General features: G+C 57.6%; 18 protein-coding genes. 5 read left to right on the top strand and 13 right to left on the bottom strand.

Features of this window, described 5'->3' with window-relative positions:
• The first annotated feature begins 8 nt into the window (after positions 1–8).
• Entirely contained in the window at positions 9–1,553 is a 1,545-nt protein-coding gene (locus AC2FI9_RS11930; protein ID WP_496767880.1) for a Ppx/GppA family phosphatase, read from the top strand.
• A 3-nt stretch (positions 1,554–1,556) separates the two neighbouring features.
• On the opposite strand, the gene AC2FI9_RS11925 is transcribed toward AC2FI9_RS11930, so the two are convergent.
• The 6 genes from AC2FI9_RS11925 to scpA form a co-directional block, all read right to left on the bottom strand.
• The gene (locus AC2FI9_RS11925; protein ID WP_496767878.1) at positions 1,557–1,931 is read right to left on the bottom strand and encodes a hypothetical protein; all 375 of its coding nucleotides are present in this window, start codon (positions 1,929–1,931) and stop codon (positions 1,557–1,559) included.
• A gap of 37 nt (positions 1,932–1,968) precedes the next feature.
• Entirely contained in the window at positions 1,969–2,964 is a 996-nt protein-coding gene (locus AC2FI9_RS11920) for an endonuclease/exonuclease/phosphatase family protein (protein ID WP_496767874.1), read from the bottom strand.
• A 3-nt stretch (positions 2,965–2,967) separates the two neighbouring features.
• On the bottom strand, positions 2,968–3,648 hold the full coding sequence (locus tag AC2FI9_RS11915; protein ID WP_496767872.1) for a TerB family tellurite resistance protein: 681 nt from the start codon (positions 3,646–3,648) through the stop codon (positions 2,968–2,970).
• Between the two features lie 9 nt (positions 3,649–3,657).
• A complete protein-coding gene (locus AC2FI9_RS11910; RefSeq protein WP_496767870.1) occupies positions 3,658–4,182 on the bottom strand; it encodes a GNAT family N-acetyltransferase in 525 nt (174 codons plus the stop codon).
• A complete protein-coding gene (locus tag AC2FI9_RS11905; protein WP_496767868.1) occupies positions 4,179–4,781 on the bottom strand; it encodes a VOC family protein in 603 nt (200 codons plus the stop codon). The genes AC2FI9_RS11910 and AC2FI9_RS11905 overlap by 4 nt, the downstream gene beginning before the upstream one ends.
• A gap of 104 nt (positions 4,782–4,885) precedes the next feature.
• Positions 4,886–7,012: a methylmalonyl-CoA mutase gene (gene scpA / locus AC2FI9_RS11900; RefSeq protein ID WP_496767867.1), complete on the bottom strand. Its 2,127-nt coding sequence runs from the start codon at positions 7,010–7,012 to the stop codon at positions 4,886–4,888.
• Positions 7,013–7,180: 168 nt separating this feature from the next.
• Here scpA and AC2FI9_RS11895 point away from each other — a divergent pair, with 168 nt between their 5' ends.
• The gene (locus AC2FI9_RS11895) at positions 7,181–7,627 is read left to right on the top strand and encodes a DUF4174 domain-containing protein (protein WP_496767865.1); all 447 of its coding nucleotides are present in this window, start codon (positions 7,181–7,183) and stop codon (positions 7,625–7,627) included.
• A gap of 76 nt (positions 7,628–7,703) precedes the next feature.
• On the opposite strand, the gene AC2FI9_RS11890 is transcribed toward AC2FI9_RS11895, so the two are convergent.
• Together AC2FI9_RS11890 and AC2FI9_RS11885 are read right to left on the bottom strand one after the other, a co-directional pair.
• The gene (locus AC2FI9_RS11890) at positions 7,704–9,749 is read right to left on the bottom strand and encodes an ATP-binding protein (RefSeq protein WP_496767862.1); all 2,046 of its coding nucleotides are present in this window, start codon (positions 9,747–9,749) and stop codon (positions 7,704–7,706) included.
• Between the two features lie 117 nt (positions 9,750–9,866).
• The gene (locus AC2FI9_RS11885) at positions 9,867–10,070 is read right to left on the bottom strand and encodes a hypothetical protein (RefSeq protein WP_058275656.1); all 204 of its coding nucleotides are present in this window, start codon (positions 10,068–10,070) and stop codon (positions 9,867–9,869) included.
• Positions 10,071–10,720: 650 nt separating this feature from the next.
• Here AC2FI9_RS11885 and AC2FI9_RS11880 point away from each other — a divergent pair.
• Positions 10,721–11,878 carry a DcaP family trimeric outer membrane transporter gene (locus tag AC2FI9_RS11880; protein ID WP_496767860.1) on the top strand — a complete coding sequence of 386 codons (1,158 nt, stop codon included), beginning with the start codon at positions 10,721–10,723 and terminating at the stop codon, positions 11,876–11,878.
• Positions 11,879–11,964: 86 nt separating this feature from the next.
• Here AC2FI9_RS11880 and AC2FI9_RS11875 read toward each other — a convergent pair whose 3' ends face one another.
• From AC2FI9_RS11875 to AC2FI9_RS11865, 3 genes are all read right to left on the bottom strand, one after another.
• Entirely contained in the window at positions 11,965–12,318 is a 354-nt protein-coding gene (locus tag AC2FI9_RS11875) for a hypothetical protein (RefSeq protein WP_058276835.1), read from the bottom strand.
• 136 nt (positions 12,319–12,454) lie between these two features.
• A complete protein-coding gene (locus tag AC2FI9_RS11870; protein ID WP_496767858.1) occupies positions 12,455–12,832 on the bottom strand; it encodes a DUF6497 family protein in 378 nt (125 codons plus the stop codon).
• A 218-nt stretch (positions 12,833–13,050) separates the two neighbouring features.
• Positions 13,051–14,583 carry an acyl-CoA carboxylase subunit beta gene (locus AC2FI9_RS11865; RefSeq protein ID WP_109313344.1) on the bottom strand — a complete coding sequence of 511 codons (1,533 nt, stop codon included), beginning with the start codon at positions 14,581–14,583 and terminating at the stop codon, positions 13,051–13,053.
• Positions 14,584–14,766: 183 nt separating this feature from the next.
• Here AC2FI9_RS11865 and AC2FI9_RS11860 point away from each other — a divergent pair, with 183 nt between their 5' ends.
• Positions 14,767–15,972 carry a multidrug effflux MFS transporter gene (locus AC2FI9_RS11860; RefSeq protein WP_496738087.1) on the top strand — a complete coding sequence of 402 codons (1,206 nt, stop codon included), beginning with the start codon at positions 14,767–14,769 and terminating at the stop codon, positions 15,970–15,972.
• Positions 15,973–16,037: 65 nt separating this feature from the next.
• A complete protein-coding gene (locus AC2FI9_RS11855; protein WP_496767856.1) occupies positions 16,038–17,438 on the top strand; it encodes a helix-turn-helix domain-containing protein in 1,401 nt (466 codons plus the stop codon).
• Between the two features lie 72 nt (positions 17,439–17,510).
• Here AC2FI9_RS11855 and AC2FI9_RS11850 read toward each other — a convergent pair whose 3' ends face one another.
• Both AC2FI9_RS11850 and betA read right to left on the bottom strand, forming a co-directional pair.
• Positions 17,511–17,750, bottom strand: a complete 240-nt coding sequence (locus tag AC2FI9_RS11850) for an HP1242/YdcH family protein (protein ID WP_496767854.1) — start codon at positions 17,748–17,750, stop codon at positions 17,511–17,513.
• Between the two features lie 90 nt (positions 17,751–17,840).
• Complete coding sequence (gene betA / locus AC2FI9_RS11845) at positions 17,841–19,499, bottom strand: choline dehydrogenase (protein WP_496767853.1); 1,659 nt, start codon at positions 19,497–19,499, stop codon at positions 17,841–17,843.
• Between the last annotated feature and the right edge of the window lie 8 nt (positions 19,500–19,507).

Below are 19,507 nucleotides of genomic sequence, written 5' to 3'. Positions count from 1 at the left end.
GAAGAGACATGGATCAAACTGTCGTTACCGAAATCCCTGACTGGGGTCCGTTCGGAAAACCCCTCTTTGATGACCCCCAAGCCCGAGCTCTGTCACGCGTGGGCGTGGTTGACGTCGGATCAAACTCAGTCCGGATGGTGATCTTTGACGGTGCCGCGCGCTCACCGGCTTATTTCTACAATGAAAAAGTGATGTGCGAGCTCGGCGCGGGCCTTTCAGACACGGGGCGGCTTAACCCAACGGGTCGCAAACGCGCCTTGGCCGCTTTGGGCCGGTTTGCCCAACTCTCCGATGACCTTGGCCTGCCCGGCCTGCATGTCGTCGCCACCGCAGCCGTGCGTGAGGCCGAAGACGGCCCCGAGTTTTGTGCCGAAATCAAAGCCGAAACCGGCCTGACCGTATCGGTCATCAACGGCGATGAAGAGGCACGCCTGTCCGCGCAGGGTGTCCTGCTGGGATGGCCAGGTGCGTATGGGCTGATTTGCGATATTGGCGGGTCCTCAATGGAATTGGCCGAGATCGGAGACGGCGGTGTCGGTCGGCGCCTGACCTCGGCGCTGGGGCCGCTGAAACTGCGGGACATCAAAGGTGGGCGGCGTGCGCGCAAGGCACACATCAAGGTCACGATGGAGGATCTGCGCGACCAGATGGGGCCGCAACGAGATCGCCTGTTCCTAGTGGGCGGAAGCTGGCGAGCATTTGCGCGTCTGGACATGCTGCGTCGGGGTTATCCCCTGAACGTGCTGCATGAATATCGCATGACCACCAAGCAGGTGCGCGAGACCATTAAATTCATCGAAAAAGGTGACCCGGAAAAGCTGCGCAGCAAAGCCGGTGTGTCGGGATCACGGATGGCACTGATCCCCTATGCGATGGATGTGCTGGCACGCTTGATCCGCACGTTCAAACCCAAGGATATCGCCATTTCCAGCTATGGTATCCGCGAGGGTCTGCTTTACGAGCAGATGCCACAAAACCTCCGAGACCGCGATCCGTTGATCGAGGCGAGCCGTTTTTCCGAAGCCAAGGACGCCCGCCTGCCCGGTTTCGGAAAACATCTGCTCGATTTCGTGATGCCGCTGTTCAAATCAGCCCCACCCGCGCGCATCCGCCTGATAAAGGCGGCCTGTCTGTTGCACGACGTCAGCTGGCGCGCACATCCTGACTATCGCGCCGAGGTCTGTTTCGACTACGTCACACGTGCCAATCTGGGCGGCTTGAAGCACTCGGAGCGAGTTTATATCGGGCTGGCCCTGCAACACCGGTATCGCAACAAACGCGAGGGCAACCGGTTCACCGCACTGTACGAACTCCTAGACGAGAAAGACCAGAAACAGGCCGAGATTTTGGGAAAGGCCATGCGGTTTGGTGCTATGCTGTGGATGCAGAACGATGCGCCGATGGCGACTTTGAAATTTTACCCCAAGAAGCAACAACTGGACCTGTTCTTGCCAACTGCAGCACGCCCCCTGTTCAACGAAGTGGCCGAGGCACGGCTAAAGTCACTCGGCAACGCTTTGAAATCCGAGACTCGCGTCATCATCCGGGGCTAGATATCAAATCTCGGTTTCGCCCTCGGGCGGGCCTTCAGGGATCTCTGGCTGTATCTCTGGGTCCTGCGGCGGCTTTTTGCGGATAATTATATCGCCGTTAGGCAGGATCTCGGGTGCTTCATAGGCGCTCCAATCCTCAATCTCATCAGCCAGCTCGGCCAAGGCAGGGCCCATTTCAGCAATAAAGGACTGCATGGCCGGGCCAAACTGTTCGGCCAGGCCCAATAGGTCATCCAAAGCAGGCTCCATCTCTTGGCGCAGGCCTTCAAAGAACAGCTCTGCGCCCTGCTCCATCAGGGATTTGTTCCCCTCTTCCTCGGCAGACGCCGGAAGGGCCATAACGACGGTCAACGCGCAGATTGGAATGAAACGTTTCATATTGAAAATATAGGGCAACTGAAACACGGTTGAAAGATCACAGCTCGATATCCAGAGTGACAGGGAAATGGTCGGACGCGGTTAACAATGCCTCATGCAGGTCACGCGCGTCACGGCAGGCCGGATCGCGAAACGGATGCCATATGCGCCAGTCCGGGCGACGATCCCTTAACCCATCGCTGATCATGATGTAATCCAACAACGCCTCAAGATACCCGCGATCTTGGGGCCGATAAAAGCGCGCGGTCGACGGGCGTTCACCCGGTTCTGACCCAAAGGCCGTATCCGCGTGGGGGTCGAACACCCCCGATTGTAGCAAGATTTCAACCGATGAACGACCAAACAAGTTTTCGAACTCGTCCAGCCCCGGACCATCGTTCAGATCGCCCATTAAGATCACCTGATCATCGGCCGCCAGATGCGCCTTAACCCGCCTGCCCAGCCAGATCGCCTGAGCCAGCTGTTTCCGACGATTGGCGATCGAGATGCGGATCGCCGCGTCGCGGGTTTCCGCCCCGTGAGGCGCCTTTGACTTCAGATGCGCGCCGATAAGACGAAACGGTTCGCCTGCCTTGGTTTCGACGGCTAGTTCCATTGGCGGCTTGGAAAACTGTACCTGATCCTCGGTTGCGTCGATATCGAGGTCGATGTGAAACACCTGATCGAAACGCGGAGCCCGGTGCCCTCCGTCCTTTGGATCATGTCGCACCCTCAGAACGCGCGGGTCATACAACAAGGCCAGTTCTTGGTGCGTATCGTTGGCAAATCCCATCACGGCTTCGCTGGTGCGCAAATCGAACGCCTCAGCAAAGTTTTGTAGCGCGCGGACCGTGTTCTGAGATTTTCCTGTGTTTGGTGCTTCGACAACCAGCACAGCATCCGCATCGATCGCCGTCAGAACCTTGGCGATAGCCTCGATCTGCTGTGCTTTGGTGACATCATGGCGACCTGACCAACGGTCATCGGCGATCAGTTCATCATGACGATCAAACAGATTGGCGAACCACTCGATGTTATAAGTCGCGAGGCGCATGCCTCAGGCCTGCGCGCCGTTGATTTCGTCCCAGGCACGGTTGATGTCGATCATCTTCTTTTCAGCCAAACGTACGGCCTCTTCTGGGACACCACGTGCCAACATCGCATCGGGATGTGTTTCGCGCACAAGTTGCCGCCACACCTTGCGAATGTCGCGCAGCGGCATGTCGCGAGGCACCCCAAGAACCGTGTAAGGATCGTTGGGCGCATCAGGCACAAACCGTGCACGCAAGGCCATGAACTGCGCATCGGTCTGGCCGAAAATATGGCTGACCTCTTCCAGAAACTCGTTTTCGTTGGGGTGATAGAACCCGTCCGCCATGGCGATGTGGAACAACCCTTCCATCAGGTCGCACAGCGTGGTGCTGTCTTCGGAAAACATGCGCGCGATCTTGCGGGCATAGTCCTGATATCCCGCAACATCCGTGCGGGCCATGTTGAACACACGCGCCGCGCCTTCCTCGTCATCACGCGCGATCTGGAATACGTCGCGGAAAGCGGTGACCTCATCTCGCGTCACTTGCCCGTCAGCCTTGGCCATTTTCGCGCCCAGTGCGATCACGGCGATGGTGAAGGCCACCGACCGTTCAGGTGGCGAGCGCAGCTTTTCAAAGACTGCGGTAAGGCTTTCACCCTGGGCAAGCGCGCTTAGCGCATCGGATATACGGATCCAGATCGACATGAGCGCACCCTAGCGTCCCAAATCGGGACTGTCAGGTGCAACCAAACCGTCTGTGGCAAGAATTTTCTGCATCAGCACAAGGTCCAGGCGTTTCCCCCACTTGAACCCAACCTCGGGCATGCGTCCGACTTCGACAAAGCCCACGGCCGCGTGAAAAGAAACTGCCGCCGGATTTGCCGAAGAAATTCCCGCCACCAGTGCATGAGTTCCTTCTGCCCGGGCGGCGGCCTCAAGCGACCGCATCAAAACGCGCCCCGTACCTTGTTCACGCGCATCAGTGGCCAGTTGGATCGTTAGCTCTCGGCACTGCGCGTATCCCGGACCGGATCGAAACGGACCATAGGTGGCAAACCCAAGAATCTGGTCGTCCTGTTCAGCCACAAGATAGGCCGGACCGCGCGCTTCGATGTCACGCGCAATGCTGTCTACACTGCGTTCGTCGGTTGTGAATGTTACCAGCGTGTCGCGGATGATTGCGTTGGTGATCGCAGCTATCTCTTTGGCATCCGCAGCTTTGGCTTGTCTGATTTTCATTCCAAAACGCGTTTCCCATGCGGTGTTTCGAACTCTGCCCGCAATGCGGCCGGGCCAGTGTCGAAAACCACAGCGTCCATTTCGCCTAGCAGCCTGGCTAGCTCCAGCGCGTCCGGGTGAAAAACCACCAACCGACGCAAGCAACATCCGCTATCCTGCAGCATATTTGCCGGATGCAAATCTCCGTGCCACTGAATAAGCGCCGGGAACAGATTGTCGAAGGGCAGACGCCCGTTTGGCGGAACCGCCATTTGCCATCTCAATGCGCCACGGGCCAGGTCGATCGGGTGGCCCACCCCATCCGGAAACACGGTCAACGAGGCTGAAATGTCCGGCACCCGGCATATCCAGTTGGTAAGGCGCGGCACGCCCTTGAACCGGTCCAGATCGAACCATCTGGTTCTATGCGGATTCGGTGCCTGTGGGTCAATCGCGATGGCCTCAAGATACAAGCCGTCTCGCAATCCTAACAGGCGGTTATATGTGCCAAACCTTTCATGCTTGCCGCCGTCCTGCAGCGGTACTCCCAATGCCTGTTCGACATGGGCAGACGCTTCTTCGAGCGTTTCGCCCGCAACCGCCAGATGATCCAGTAACACGCAGCGCCTCCTATGAAAAACGACCAAACCCTATCGGATCTGGTCGCATGTTTTCCTTAAAGGCGGTGGATCACAAGATTTTTCGACGAAAATCTTTGAAACCCTCAGCCTTTCGCTTCACCGATCAGGCGCAGGATGTCCTGAGCGGCTTCGGGGATGTTGGTGCCCGGGCCAAAGATCGCTTTGACGCCGTGATCATAGAGGAATCGATAATCCTGCTGCGGGATCACCCCGCCGCAGATTACAAGAATGTCCTCGGCACCGGCTTTCTTCAGCTCTTCTACTAGCTGCGGTGCCAGTGTTTTGTGCCCCGCTGCCTGCGACGAAATACCGATGACGTGCACGTCGTTGTCCACGGCGTCCTGCGCGGCCTCAGCCGGGGTTTGGAACAGCGGGCCTACATCCACGTCAAACCCGATATCCGCAAAGGCGGTTGCGATCACCTTGGCACCGCGGTCATGCCCGTCTTGCCCCATCTTGACCACAAGCAGGCGTGGACGGCGGCCTTCGGCCTCGGCAAACTCTTCGATGGATTTCTGGATCGCAGCAAAGCCTTCATCGCCTTCATATGCCGCGCCATAGACACCGGCCAACGTTTTCACTTCGGCGCGGTGGCGACCGAATTCTTTTTCCATTGCCATGCTGATCTCTCCTACGGATGCACGGGCGCGGGCGGCCTCAACGGCAGCAGCCAGCAGGTTTCCACCCTCGCGGGCGGTCTTGGTCAGAGCATCCAGTGCCGTTTGACAGGCGGCTTCGTCACGGGTTGCACGGATACGTTCCAATCGCGCGACCTGAGCTTCGCGCACGGCCACATTGTCGACGTCCAGAATGTCGATCGGGTCTTCCTGTTCCTTGCGGTACTTGTTGACGCCGACGATCACCTCGTCACCCCGGTCGATCATGGCCTGACGGCGGGCGGCGCTTTCTTCAATCCGCAGCTTGGGCATGCCGCTGGCAACAGCCTTTGTCATGCCGCCCATTTCCTCGACCTCTTCCATCAAGGCCCAGGCTTTTTCGATCAGCTCATTGGTCAGGCTTTCGATGTAATACGAACCGGCCAGCGGATCGACCACATCGGTCACGCCGGTTTCCTCTTGCAGAACCAGCTGCGTATTCCGCGCGATGCGGGCCGAGAAGTCGGTCGGCAGCGCAATCGCCTCGTCCAACGCGTTGGTGTGCAACGACTGGGTGCCGCCCAGAACCGCACTCATCGCTTCATAGGCGGTGCGGATCACATTGTTATAGGGATCTTGTTCCTGCAAACTGACGCCGGACGTCTGACAGTGGGTGCGCAGCATCTTGGACCGCTCGGATTTCGCGCCAAAATCGGTCATCACCCGGTGCCAAAGCGTACGCGCAGCGCGCAGTTTGGCGATCTCCATGAAGAAGTTCATGCCGATGGCAAAGAAGAACGACAGACGCCCAGCAAACTTGTCCACGTCCATTCCGGCCTGAGTTGCAGCCCGCACATACTCACGACCATCAGCCAGCGTATAGGCCAGCTCCTGCACCAAGTTCGCCCCAGCCTCTTGCATGTGGTAGCCAGAGATCGAGATCGAATTGAATTTCGGCATCTCGTTCGATGTGAATTCAATGATGTCCGAGATGATCTTCATCGAAGGCTCAGGCGGGTAGATGTAGGTGTTGCGCACCATGAACTCTTTCAGAATGTCATTCTGAATAGTGCCGGACAAGACGGATTTGTCATGCCCCTGCTCTTCGCCTGCAACGATGAAACTGGCCAGAATTGGAACCACCGCCCCGTTCATGGTCATCGAGACCGAGACCTTGTCCAATGGAATACCGTCGAACAGGATCTTCATGTCTTCGACGCTGTCGATGGCCACACCGGCCTTGCCCACGTCACCGACAACGCGCGGATGGTCACTGTCATAGCCTCGGTGCGTCGCCAGATCGAAAGCGACCGACACACCCTGCTGACCGGCCGCCAGATTGCGGCGATAGAACGCGTTTGATTCTTCAGCGGTCGAGAAACCCGCATATTGGCGGATCGTCCACGGACGCCCGGCATACATCGTGGCCTTCACACCACGTGTGAAGGGACCAAACCCCGGCAACGATCCCATATGCGGCAGTTCAGCCGTGTCTTCCTGAGTATAGAGTGGTTTGACGTCGATACCTTCCAAAGTCTCTTTCGTCAGGTCGTCCAACGGGCGTCCGCGCAGCTCTTTCTCGGCCAGCGCCTGCCAGTCTTTCGTATCGGTCATTGCGTATTCCTTTTCTCAATTCGGGTCGCGAACAGGCATTGCCTGCGCGTTTTAAGGTTCGGTGCCGCGCGTCGCGGCAGGTGTAAACGCGTTATTTTGAAGCCTGCGTGCATTTCGCCAGTCGCATTCACCGGCGCAGAGGCTATATTCAAACGAACAGGAGGCCCTATGACACGAACGCTTGCCCTTGTTTTCTCGGCACTATTCCCGCTGGTCGCCATGGCGGCAGATGGGTCTGCGCCCGCCGATGAAGATTTTGTCCGCCCCGCTGGTGATAGCGAGCTGAGCGAATACTTATGGGTCAACCGGCCCATCGTCGTCTTTGCTGATACGCCTGCCGATCCGCGTTTCCGGCAGCAAATCGACATGCTTTTGGAAGGCGAAGAGGCCATGCGCGACCGGGATGTGGTCGTGCTGACCGATACCGATCCGTCCGCCCGATCTCCGATCCGGTCACAATTGCGCCCGCGCGGCTTCCAGATGGTGTTCGTCGACAAGGACGGCGTGGTCAAACTGCGCAAACCTTCGCCGTGGAGCACACGTGAAATCGGCCGTTCCATCGATAAAACGCCCCTGCGCGAACGCGAAATCCGCGAACGACGCGACGGCGGCTGAGCGCTTTCGCCACGCCCAAAGCTCCCGGCGCGAACCGCCGGGAAACCATGGAGATATGGTGAAAACGCGATCATGATCACTCGAACTCGATGATCACGTCGTCCACGGCCAGGTTGTCGCCGGGGCCTGCGTTGACTTTGGACACGACACCTTTCTTCTCGGCGCGCAGGATGTTTTCCATCTTCATCGCCTCAACAGTGCACAGCGCCTGACCTTCCTGCACTTCCTGCCCTACTTCGACATCGATCTTCACGATCAGGCCGGGCATCGGGCACAGCAGCATTTTCGAAGTATCCGGCGGCAGCTTTTCGGGCATCATACGCGCCAGCTCGGCCTGACGCGTCGTGCGGACATGGACCTTGAGGTCTGCGCCCCGGTTGCGAATACGGAACCCGCCCGAGATTTTTCCGACTTTCAGAACCAGCGGGCTGCCATCGACGTCCAGCACCGCCAAGTGATCGCCCGGCGTCCAGTCCGAAGTGACCCGCACGGTGGTACCGTCTGAAAACGTCACGGATGACCCATCGCGATCCGCATCAATCTCAACTGCATATTCCTGCCCTTGCAGTGTGACGACCCAATCAGAGCCGACCTTGCGTTCGTGATTGTCCATCCGGCCAGAAACGCGGGTGCGGCGAATCTCGGCCACGCGGTGCATGGCTGCGCAGGAAGCCGCGATGCGGCGCAAGTCGGCCTCGGACAGTTCAACGCCTTCGAAACCGTCGGGATATTCCTCGGCGATAAAGGCCGTGGTCATGTCCCCGCTGACGAATTTCGGATGGTCCATCACAGCCGACAGGAATGGCAGGTTGTGGCCGATGCCTTCGACCTCAAAGCTGTCCAGCGCTACGCGCATCGCCTCAATCGCCGCCTCGCGGGTCGGGGCCCAGGTGCACAGTTTGGCGATCATCGGGTCATAGTACATGCTGATCTCGCCGCCTTCATAGACGCCGGTGTCGTTGCGCACGGCGGCTTCACCTTCGGGCGCTTCACCTTGCCATTTATCGTTCACCAACAGCGGACCAGAGGCAATCTCTTGCGGCGGACGATAGCGGGTCAGACGACCAATCGACGGTAGGAAGCCGCGATACGGATCTTCGGCATACAGGCGGTTTTCGATGGCCCAGCCGGTCAGGGTCACGTCGTCCTGTGTGATCGACAGCTTTTCACCCGCCGCCACTCGGATCATCTGCTCAACCAGATCGACACCGGTGATCAGTTCGGTGACTGGGTGTTCCACCTGCAAACGCGTGTTCATTTCCAGGAAATAGAAGTTCTTTTCGCCATCGACGATGAATTCAACCGTACCGGCGCTGGCATAGTCCACGGCCTTGGCCAGTGCCACGGCCTGTTCGCCCATCGCTTTACGGGTCGCTTCGTCTAGGAACGGCGACGGTGCCTCTTCGACCACTTTCTGGTTCCGACGCTGGATCGAGCATTCACGTTCGCCCAGATAAATGCCGTTGCCATGGCTGTCGCAAAGGACCTGAATTTCGATGTGACGCGGCTGGGTCACGAATTTTTCAATAAAGATACGGTCATCACCGAACGAGTTTGCCGCCTCGTTCTTAGACGACTGGAAGCCTTCGCGCGCCTCTTCATCATTCCAAGCGATCCGCATGCCCTTACCACCGCCGCCGGCACTGGCCTTGATCATGACCGGATAGCCGACTTCGTTGGAAATCTTAACGGCCTCTTCGGCGTCTTCGATCAGGCCCATGTAACCGGGAACGGTCGAAACGCCGGCTTCTTGCGCGATCTTTTTCGAAGTGATCTTGTCACCCATGCTTTCAATCGCTCCAACCGGGGGGCCGACAAAGGCCACGCCTTCCGCCTCAAGCGCCTCGGCGAATTTGGAGTTTTCCGATAAAAAGCCGTAACCGGGGTGAACCGCCTGCGCGCCACTTTGGCGGATGGCCTCCATGACCTTATCGATAACGATGTAGGATTGGTTCGCAGGCGGCGGGCCGATATGCACCGATTCATCCGCCATCGACACATGCAAGGCGTTCTTGTCTGCGTCCGAATAAATAGCAACGGTGCCGATACCCATCTTGCGGGCTGTCTTGATGACCCGGCAGGCGATCTCGCCCCGGTTGGCGATCAGGATCTTGTTAAACATGGAACGTCCTTTGTCTTGATGTTCTGAGAACGCAAAACGCCGCCGCAGGGAACGTTCCCCACGACGGCGTGATGCGCGATGACGGTCGGGGCGACGCGCGCCCCGAAAAACCCGGTTTTACCTACAGTTGTTTTGTGTCTTGCAGTACAGGACATTGCCCGCCGCGCCGACAACCGCGCCGAACAGCGGGTCGGCGCTGACAACAGCCGCCCCGACGGCGCCTGCGCCGCCGCCAAGCAGCGCCTGTTCGCCCGTCGTGTCACCACAGGCGGCAAGGCCTGCGCAGGTCGCCATTGCAAGAACGAGTTTCGAGATTCGCATGATATCTGCCCCTTTGGAATTCTTGATGCGTTCCGGGGCAGATGTCCGATTTCGACCTTGTTATTCAATAACAGGCCGTCCTGAACAGAGTTTTGCGCAGATTTGTGCCGCTTTACGCTTGGATATTGCGCAAAGAAAAACGCGGGCAGGACTTTGTGAACATCACAAGCCTGCCCGCGGAAGGAAGGGGTACGGAATAGTAGGTGCTTGTGCGACGCAGGCAAAGTAGAGCCGCACGGCTTAGTCAGGTTGCTTGGCACAATCAAATGCGTAAACAAAGTATTGTTTCCGGTCAGGATTCCGGCTGGAAATCGCCCATTGGGCGAATGCGCGCGCAGATTCGCGCCGAGATCGGATGCAGTTTTGGGGGTGAAACGCGAGGCCAATGCCGTCACGTTGCTGTTACTTTTCCTCAGCAATTGGTCTGTTTCTGCGCCTGCAACATCACGGGTTGCGAAAAAGGGCGCCTGAATTTGTCTTTTCAAACGCAAAGGGTTAACCGATCTGTTCACCTTAGGGTGAAAACGGCCCGATAATTTTGCACGTTTCCTTGAGAAACTAGGAGATTCCCATCCCGTTCTCGTGATTTCCCTCAAGTTCTCTTGCGTGGAACGGTACCCGTGCACACTCGCACACAAGGAAATATCCACATGATTGCAAAGAGAAAAACGGCGTTGCTGCTTGCCGTGTCCGCGCTTGGCATGTCCGGCGCGGCTGCTTTCGCCCAAGACGCCCAGACGCAAACGGAACTTGATGCCCTGCGTGCCCGCGTCGAGGCCCTCGAGGGAGCAAAACCCGGCGCTGGCACTGGCGATCTTCGAATCGGAAACACCACGCTTGATGTTTATGGGTACGTTAAGGCTGATTTCTTCTACGACACCGACTTTGAACTGGGCGACCTTGCCGATGCGACCCGAATTGGCGAGCCAGCAAACGCCACCAGCGGCACCTTTGGGGCCACCGTGCGCCAATCGCGCATCGGGCTTCGGACCAATACGCCGTCTGCCATCGGCGATATTGCGGGCCAGCTGGAACTGGACCTGTTTTCCGGCGGGACGGATGGGCCTGCTGAACTGCGCCTGCGCCACGCCAATATCCGCATTGGCGACAACTGGTTGATCGGTCAATACTGGACCAACTTCCAGCCGCTCGACACCTATCCCACGACCGTCGAATTCAACGGCCCCGTTGGCATTCCTTTCGCTCGCGTTCCTCAAGTGCGCTATACGAACACGCTGGGCTCTGACACAACCTTTGCGGTGGCGATCGAGGAGAACGTTGGCGGCTCGGATTCGAATGATCCCGTCCTGACCGGCTCCATCGAATACAACAACGGCACCTACCTGGCCCGCGCCTCGGCTTTGTACGGTAAGGCACAATCCGGCGCGGTCGAAGTGGATCAGACCGGCTATACCCTCTCGGCTGGCATCCGGCCCTGGCAAGGCGGTCTGTTTCAGGTCAACTATGTCGACGGCGAGGCTTTGGGCCCCTACCTGATCGCTGCCGGTGACGCCATCGTCAACGGACAGGCCAACGACGTGGACGGATTCACTGTGGAATTCCGCCAGGAACTGAGCCCCAAATGGAATGTCGGCATCGCCTACGGGCAAGAAAACTATGATCTGCCGACCTCGACCGGGACCCTGTCCTTTACCGAAGTTGAAACGATCCACGTGAACGCCTTCTACAAGGCGACCGACAATCTGACCCTTAGCGCCGAATTTTTCTACGGCGAACGAAACGACGCACCGACCGGGCGCACATTTGACAGCAATCGCATTCAACTGGCAGCCCAGTTGAACTTCTGACCGCACATTCCGGCCCTGCCCCGATGTGGGCAGGGTTCCGGGCTCTGACGGCACCACGAAGGTATGTGCGACAGCGGTTTGCACGATCAGCGCACCCCGTCGAAAATTTCGGGGAAGGAAATCCGGCCCACATTCGGATCAATTACCAAAAGCGCATCATAACTAGCCGGATCAAACGGATCTTCGGCCGGAATGACCTCGCGTTCGAAAAGCCAGCAAAGACGACCGGCATCCAAATTGCCCCGCTCAAACGGTTGGTCGCCAAAATGCGCCCACAGGGCTTCCATAAAGGCTGCATCCGCGCGCTTATCCGCGGGTTTACGATCTCGAAACCGCTCGCGGCGGGTCAGGGGCGTCACGCCTTTGGGATTGGCCCGACGAATGATGAACTGAAAGTCAGTACCCGGCAGGCGCCCGGGAAATCCGCGATGTTTCAGCATGGTTCCACCTCAGTTGCACAAGGGGTCATGGGGATCAGATATTCACATCCGTCACAGGATGATGTCATGGTGCGCACCTCCAAAGCCGCGTAGCTGTTCAGAAATGCCCTGACGGGATGAATAGCGCGATTCATGGTCAAAGCCCCTCCCAGATACACCGGGACTGTTCCAGCCGGTAGGCTTCAAAGAACTGCGTGGCGTCAGGGGATGTACGGCCGAATTCGATAGGTCGGTCAGACAGGGAAATGACCACCCGGGCAGCGTCCAATTCGTACTTGGCGACATAGGTAACCGCCAGCGTCTGGCACAGATGCTCCATATCGACCGAGGCGACATCGTACCCGATCCGGCCAATATCCGAACCGATCTTGGGCGCAATAAAGCGAAACCGCACCCAAAGCTCACCGGGGTTATTGTCCAGCAGTACGTCGCTCAGGTGCACTGGCTGTCCGGACGGGACCGGCAACAGGTTTTCGGTATCAGCCAGAACGGGGACCGCAAAAATAGACAGCACCACAGCTAAGGCGCGATCCCGGACCCGCCTCAGGCGAGCTCCTCTCTCCGGGATCGCGCGCGCCTGGCTTTCGGCCCGCGCTGTTCTATGTCTGATTGGGCAACTCATTAGCAGTTGTGGCCTCAAAGTCAATTTTGCACCCAAGTAATCTGCCCTGACCGTTTGTCAGAGACGCTGTCCAAACCGTTTTGGCCGGGCAGATTTCCTTGCACATCCCCTCAAAGAGGGATGTTGTCGTGCTTTTTCCACGGGTTTTTCACGTGCTTGTTCCGCAAGCTGGCAAAGGCCCGCGAAACGCGACGGCGGGTCGATTGAGGCATGATCACCTCATCGATAAAGCCACGCTCGGCCGCGACAAACGGGTTCGCAAACCTGTCCTCATAATCCTGCGTGTGCTGCACAATTTTCTCGGCATCGCCCAGATCGGCACGGTGAATGATCTCGGTCGCGCCCTTTGCGCCCATCACCGCGATTTCGGCTGTAGGCCAGGCATAGTTGAAGTCACCGCGCAGGTGCTTGGACGCCATAACATCATAGGCACCACCATAAGCCTTACGGGTGATGACGGTAACTTTTGGCACCGTGGCTTCACCGTAGGCAAACAACAGCTTGGCGCCGTGCTTGATCACTCCGCCATATTCCTGCGACGTCCCCGGCAGGAATCCAGGTACATCCACCAGCGTCAGGATCGGAATTTCGAAGCAATCGCAGAACCGCACAAACCGCGCGGCCTTGCGCGAGCTGTCGATGTCCAGACAACCGGCCAGAATCATCGGCTGATTGGCTACAACGCCCACTGTCTGCCCTTCAAGCCGGATGAACCCGGTGATGATGTTTTTGGCAAAATCCTCCTGAATTTCGTAGAAATCACCCTCATCCGCCACTTTGGTGATGAGTTCCTTCATGTCGTACGGCGTATTAGGGTTGTCGGGGATCAATGTATCCAGCGAGGTTTCCAGACGGTCGGGTTCGTCAAAGAACGGGCGCACTGGCGGCTTTTCGCGGTTGTTGAGCGGCAGGAAATCAACCAAACGGCGCACCTCGGCCAGTGCTTCAACGTCGTTCTCAAACGCTCCGTCAGCAACCGAGGATTTCTTGGTATGGGTCGACGCCCCACCCAGTTCCTCAGCGGTAACCACTTCGTTTGTGACCGTCTTGACCACGTCGGGGCCGGTCACAAACATGTACGAGGTGTCTTTGACCATGAAGATAAAGTCTGTCATCGCCGGGCTGTAGACTGCGCCACCAGCACAGGGCCCCATGATCACGCTGATCTGCGGAACCACGCCTGACGCCATGATGTTGCGCTGGAACACCTCGGCATAACCAGCCAGCGACGCCACGCCTTCCTGAATTCGCGCCCCGCCCGAGTCGTTAATGCCAATCACCGGTGCACCGTTCTGAACGGCCATATCCATGATCTTGCAGATCTTCTGAGCATGGGTTTCCGAAAGTGAGCCGCCAAAGACTGTAAAGTCCTGGCTGAACACATAAACCATGCGGCCATTGATCGTACCCCAGCCAGTAACGACACCGTCACCCGCTGGCCTTTGCTTCTCCATCCCGAAATCGGTGCACCGATGGCTGACAAACATGTCAAATTCTTCAAAGCTGCCTTCATCCAGCAACAGTTCGACCCGTTCCCGCGCAGTCAGTTTGCCGCGCGAGTGCTGTGCGTCGATGCGCTTTTGTCCACCACCCAGCCGCGCGTTGTCGCGACGGTCTTCAAGTTCGGAAAGGATGTCTTTCATAACGATGATCCCCTGTAAAATCTGGCCGGACACTATACGCAGATGCCGCGAGACCAAAGTATCTTTCGGCAAATTTGCAAATCTTATCCAATCATCCTGGTGAATATTGTAAACTTGCTAATTTTCACTCACAAAACGCGTGATGGATGGCATTCTGATCCGTGGTGACTATACACGTGAACTATGCAGTTTAGTTCTTCGTCGGCGCATCGCTCGCCTCCTAAAATTACCACTCTGGTTTTGCTGTCCGGATTGTCCGCGCTCAGCCTTAATCTGTTTTTGCCGAGCCTGCCCAATATGGCACTGCACTTTCAGGCCGACTACAAAGTCATGCAACTGTCGATTGCCCTGTACCTGCTGGTCAATGCGGTGCTTCAGATCCTGATCGGACCAATTGCCGACAAGGCGGGGCGCCGTCCCGTTCTACTTTGGGGGTTGGTCCTTTTTTTAGTGGCTACTTTGGGCTGCATCTATGCCCCCAACGTCCAGGTTTTTCTTGTTTTCAGAATGTGTCAGGCAATCATCGTGGTCGGCATGGTTCTTAGCCGTGCGGCGGTTCGGGACCTATATGATCAGGACCAGGCGGCGTCGATGATCGGTTATGTAACGATGGGCATGGCCATTGTCCCCATGATCGGACCCGCGATCGGAGGCCTGTTGGAGGAGAGCTTTGGCTGGAAAGCCAACTTCTGGCTGCCCTTCGTTCTTGGCGTAATGACGTTGGTGCTAACTTACTTAGATTTTGGCGAAACCTCAGCCAAGAGCGGCAAAACACTGGTTCAACAATTCCGGGAATACCCCGAACTGCTGGGTTCCCCGCGATTTTGGGGCTATTCGCTGTCATCCGCGCTGTCGTCTGGCGCCTTCTTTGCCTATCTGGGCGGCGCTCCCTTTATCGGCACCGAACTATTCGGCCTCAGCGCCGCCGAGGTCGGCATCTACTTTGGCGCCCCAGCTGTAGGGTACTTTTTTGGTAACTTCTTCAGCGGTCGCTATTCCGTTCACTTCGGCGTCAATCGAATGGTACTTTGGGGCTGCTGGCTGAACGCAGCAGGCGTTGCAATGTCCGCCATCTTGTTTCTGGCCGGCTTCGGAACAGCGCTCAGCTTTTTTGGATTCATGACCTTCGTCGGCATTGGAAACGGCATGACGATTCCCAACGCGACATCCGGCGCGCTTTCGGTGCGACCGCATCTGGCCGCCACAGCATCCGGACTGAGTGGAGCGATCATGCTGGGCGGCGGCGCGGGCCTCAGCGCCCTTGCAGGAGCTTTGCTAACGCACGAAACCGGTGCAATGCCCTTGCTCTGGCTAATGCTGACAACCTCGGTCCTGGCGGTCTGCGCAATTTTGTCTGTCATTCGACGCGAACGGCAACTAGGCCTTTGACACGGCTTGCCTATGACGGTTTGCAAAGTTAGCTTACCGATTTAGGAAAGTTGCAAAGGCTCATCATGGCGACTCAGAAACTTTATGCAGGTGCAAAGCTGCGTGAAATGCGTACGCGCTTGTCACTTACCCAAAAGGAATTTGCCGCTAAACTGGGTGTTTCCCTGCCCTATCTGAACCAGATGGAGAACAACAACCGTCCGATTTCGACTACGGTCGTTCTGGCGCTGGCGCAAGAATTCGGAATGGATGTCACCGAGTTGAGCACCGGCGACAGTGAGCGTCTGGTCTCGGACATGCGCGAAGCATTGGCCGATCCGGTCTTTGACGACGCTGTTCCACCGCTCGCCGATCTCCGCCTCACGGCTTCAAACGCACCCGCTCTGGCACGGGCCTTCATTGCCCTGCACCGCACCTATCGTCAGACGCATGAACGCCTGGCCTCCCTTGACGAAGCATTGGGGCGCGAAGACGCACAAATCCAGGCTAGCCCATGGGAGGAAGTGCGGGACTTCTTCCACTATTGCGACAACTACATCGACGCGGTGGACCGCGCGGCTGAACGATTTGCCGGGCGCGCCGGGGATGCAGGCGGCATACGTGCGGCAGCCCTGGACAGCCTCGCAGAGCGTGGCATCCGGGCACAATTCCCGGACATCGATGAAACCCGAAAGTACGACGCAGAGAACAAAACTCTGCAGCTTTCGTCCAGAACCGCACCACAAACTCAGGTGTTTCAGTTGTTGTTGCAGGTTGCACTGATCAGCCAGGACAAACTTCTTGAAGCAACGCTGGATTTTGCCAAATTTCACAGCGATGAAGCCCGCGCCATTGCCAAGATCGGGCTGGCAAACTATTTCGCCGGCGCATCATTGATGCCTTATGCCAAATTTCTGGCCACAGCGCAGGAATATCGTCACGATCTTGAACTGCTTAGCAACCGGTTTGGGGCATCAATCGAACAGGTGGCGCACAGGCTTTCAACCCTGCAACGGCCCGGCGCAAAAGGCATCCCGTTCTTTTTCGTGCGCGTCGATCAGGCTGGTACGATCACCAAAAGACACTCGGCCACGCGTCTGCAATTTGCGCGGTTCGGCGGCGCCTGCCCCCTATGGAACGTCCATCGCGCTTTCGAAACGCCCGGCCACTTCCTACGACAGCTTGCAGAAACACCCGATGGTGTTCAGTATATATCTTTAGCTCGGGACGTGTCGAAATCGGGCGGCTCATACGGCGCACCTGTGCGCCGTTATGCGATTGCACTAGGTTGCGAGGTGCGCCACGCCGAGGCGCTGGTTTATGCCGACAATCTGGATTTCAACAACGCCAGCGCTTACGAGCCAATTGGCATATCCTGCCGCATCTGCGAGCGGCAGAATTGTCATCAGCGATCGGTTCCGCCATTGGAAAGACGCTTAACGATAGACGCCCACACCCGCGGCACCCTGCCCTATGAAGTCACCTGATCTTCACCTGACCTGACAATATCCCAGGGGAGGCGCGGCCTGCCGCGACGGGGGCGGAGCCCCCGTTATGCCTCAGGCTTTCGACAGGATAGCCCAGATCTCGTCTTTCAGAACCGCACGTCTTTTACGCAGATCTGTCTCAGCGATATCATCCATCGGTTCGACATTCGTTTCGGCTCGATGCACTTCGCGGTTGATCTCATGGTATTCATCCGCCAGCCGCGCAAAATGAGCGTCCGTCTGTTTGAGCTGGCTCATCAGCTCAACCTTGTCCGGAAACTCTTCAGCCAATTCGTGCGGGGTATGGGACATTCCTGTTCGCTCCTAAAATATGTTGTTGCGATTCAAGTCTATTCGTCCGGTCCCCGTCAATCTTTGACGCGGATCAAATCATGCATTCGATCATCGCTGCGCAACCGCCCATTGGGGATTAATCCAAGGTTGGTCATTGGCTGCTGGCAGGGCATCCTTACCCAGCAGATGATCGGACATCTTCTCACCCACCATGATAGACGGCGCGTTCAGATTCCCATTGGTGATCTGCGGGAAGATTGAACTGTCAGCAACGCGCAGCCCGTCCACGCCAATTACGCGTCCCTCGGGATCGACCACAGCGTTTTTGTCATCTGCCCGACCCATCCGGCAGGTTCCACAAGGGTGATACGCGCTTTCGGCATGTTCCGCGATAAAGGCATTGAGCGCTTCGTCAGACTGCACGTCCGCACCCGGTTGGATTTCTTTTCCCGAATAAGGTTTGAACGCATCCTGCCCGAAAATCTCACGCGTCAGGCGAATACAGGTGCGGAAATCCGCCCAATCCTCTTCATGGCTCATGTAGTTGAAGCGGATCACCGGCGCGTCTTCGACCTTGGCCGACCGCAGCGTCACTGCCCCGCGCGACGGCGAGCGCATCGGCCCGACATGCGCCTGGAAACCATGACCTTCGGCTGCGGCCTGGCCATCATAGCGGACGGCAATTGGCAGGAAGTGATATTGAATATCCGGGTATTCTACGCCCGGCTTGGAGCGAATGAACGCCGCACTTTCGAATTGGTTGGATGCACCCAGACCGGTCTTTGTGAACAGCCACTGCGCCCCGATCAGACCTTTGCTGATCAGGTTCCAGTGTTTGTACAGCGTGATGGGCTGTAGGGATGCCTGCTGGATGTAAAGCTCCAGATGGTCCTGAAGGTTCGCACCCACACCAGGGCGATCTGCGACAACGTCTATCCCGTGTTCAGCCAAATGCGCCGCCGGACCGATGCCAGACAGCATCAGCAGCTTGGGAGAGTTGATGGAGGACGCGGCAAGAACCACCTCGCGCCGGGCGCGGATGACCTCTGTCTTGCCACCTCTGATCAATTCGACCCCGATTGCGCGGCCGTTTTCCATGACCACCTTTGAGGCCAGTCCGCGCACGATATCGCAGTTATCGCGCTTGAGCGCAGGTTTCAGATACGCATTCGCCGCCGACCAACGCCGTCCTTTCCAGACGGTTTGCTCCATCGGGCCGAAGCCTTCCTGCTTTTCACCGTTATAGTCGCCGGTAACTTCGTATCCCGCCTGCTGTCCCGCATCGACGAAAGCCTGAAACAGCGGGTTCTCGCGCGGTCCGCGCGAAACATGCAGCGGTCCATCGGTGCCACGCCATGTCGGATCGCCGCCATGGCCACCATCATGCCAGGTCTCCATGCGTTTGTAATAGGGCAGCACATCCGCATAGGACCAGCCATCGGCGCCCATCTCGGCCCAAGTGTCAAAATCACGCGCGTGGCCACGTACGTAAACCATGCCGTTGATCGATGACGATCCACCAATAACCTTGCCGCGCGGACAAGCCAGTTCGCGGTTATTCAGGTGCGGCTCGGGCTCGGACTTGTAACCCCAATCGTACATCGGCATGTTCATCGGATAGCTCAATGCCGCTGGCATCTGGATGAACGGACCAGCATCAGTCCCGCCGTGTTCGATCACCAATACTGAGGCCCCGGCCTCGCTCAGGCGATACGCCATTGCGCAGCCTGCCGATCCTGCGCCAACGATGACGAAATCTGCTTCCATTTTCAGGT

Source organism: Ruegeria sp. CDSA246 (assembly GCF_059611225.1).
Note: the sequence above shows the minus strand (reverse complement) of the source record. Positions and strands in the feature narration are given on the sequence as shown.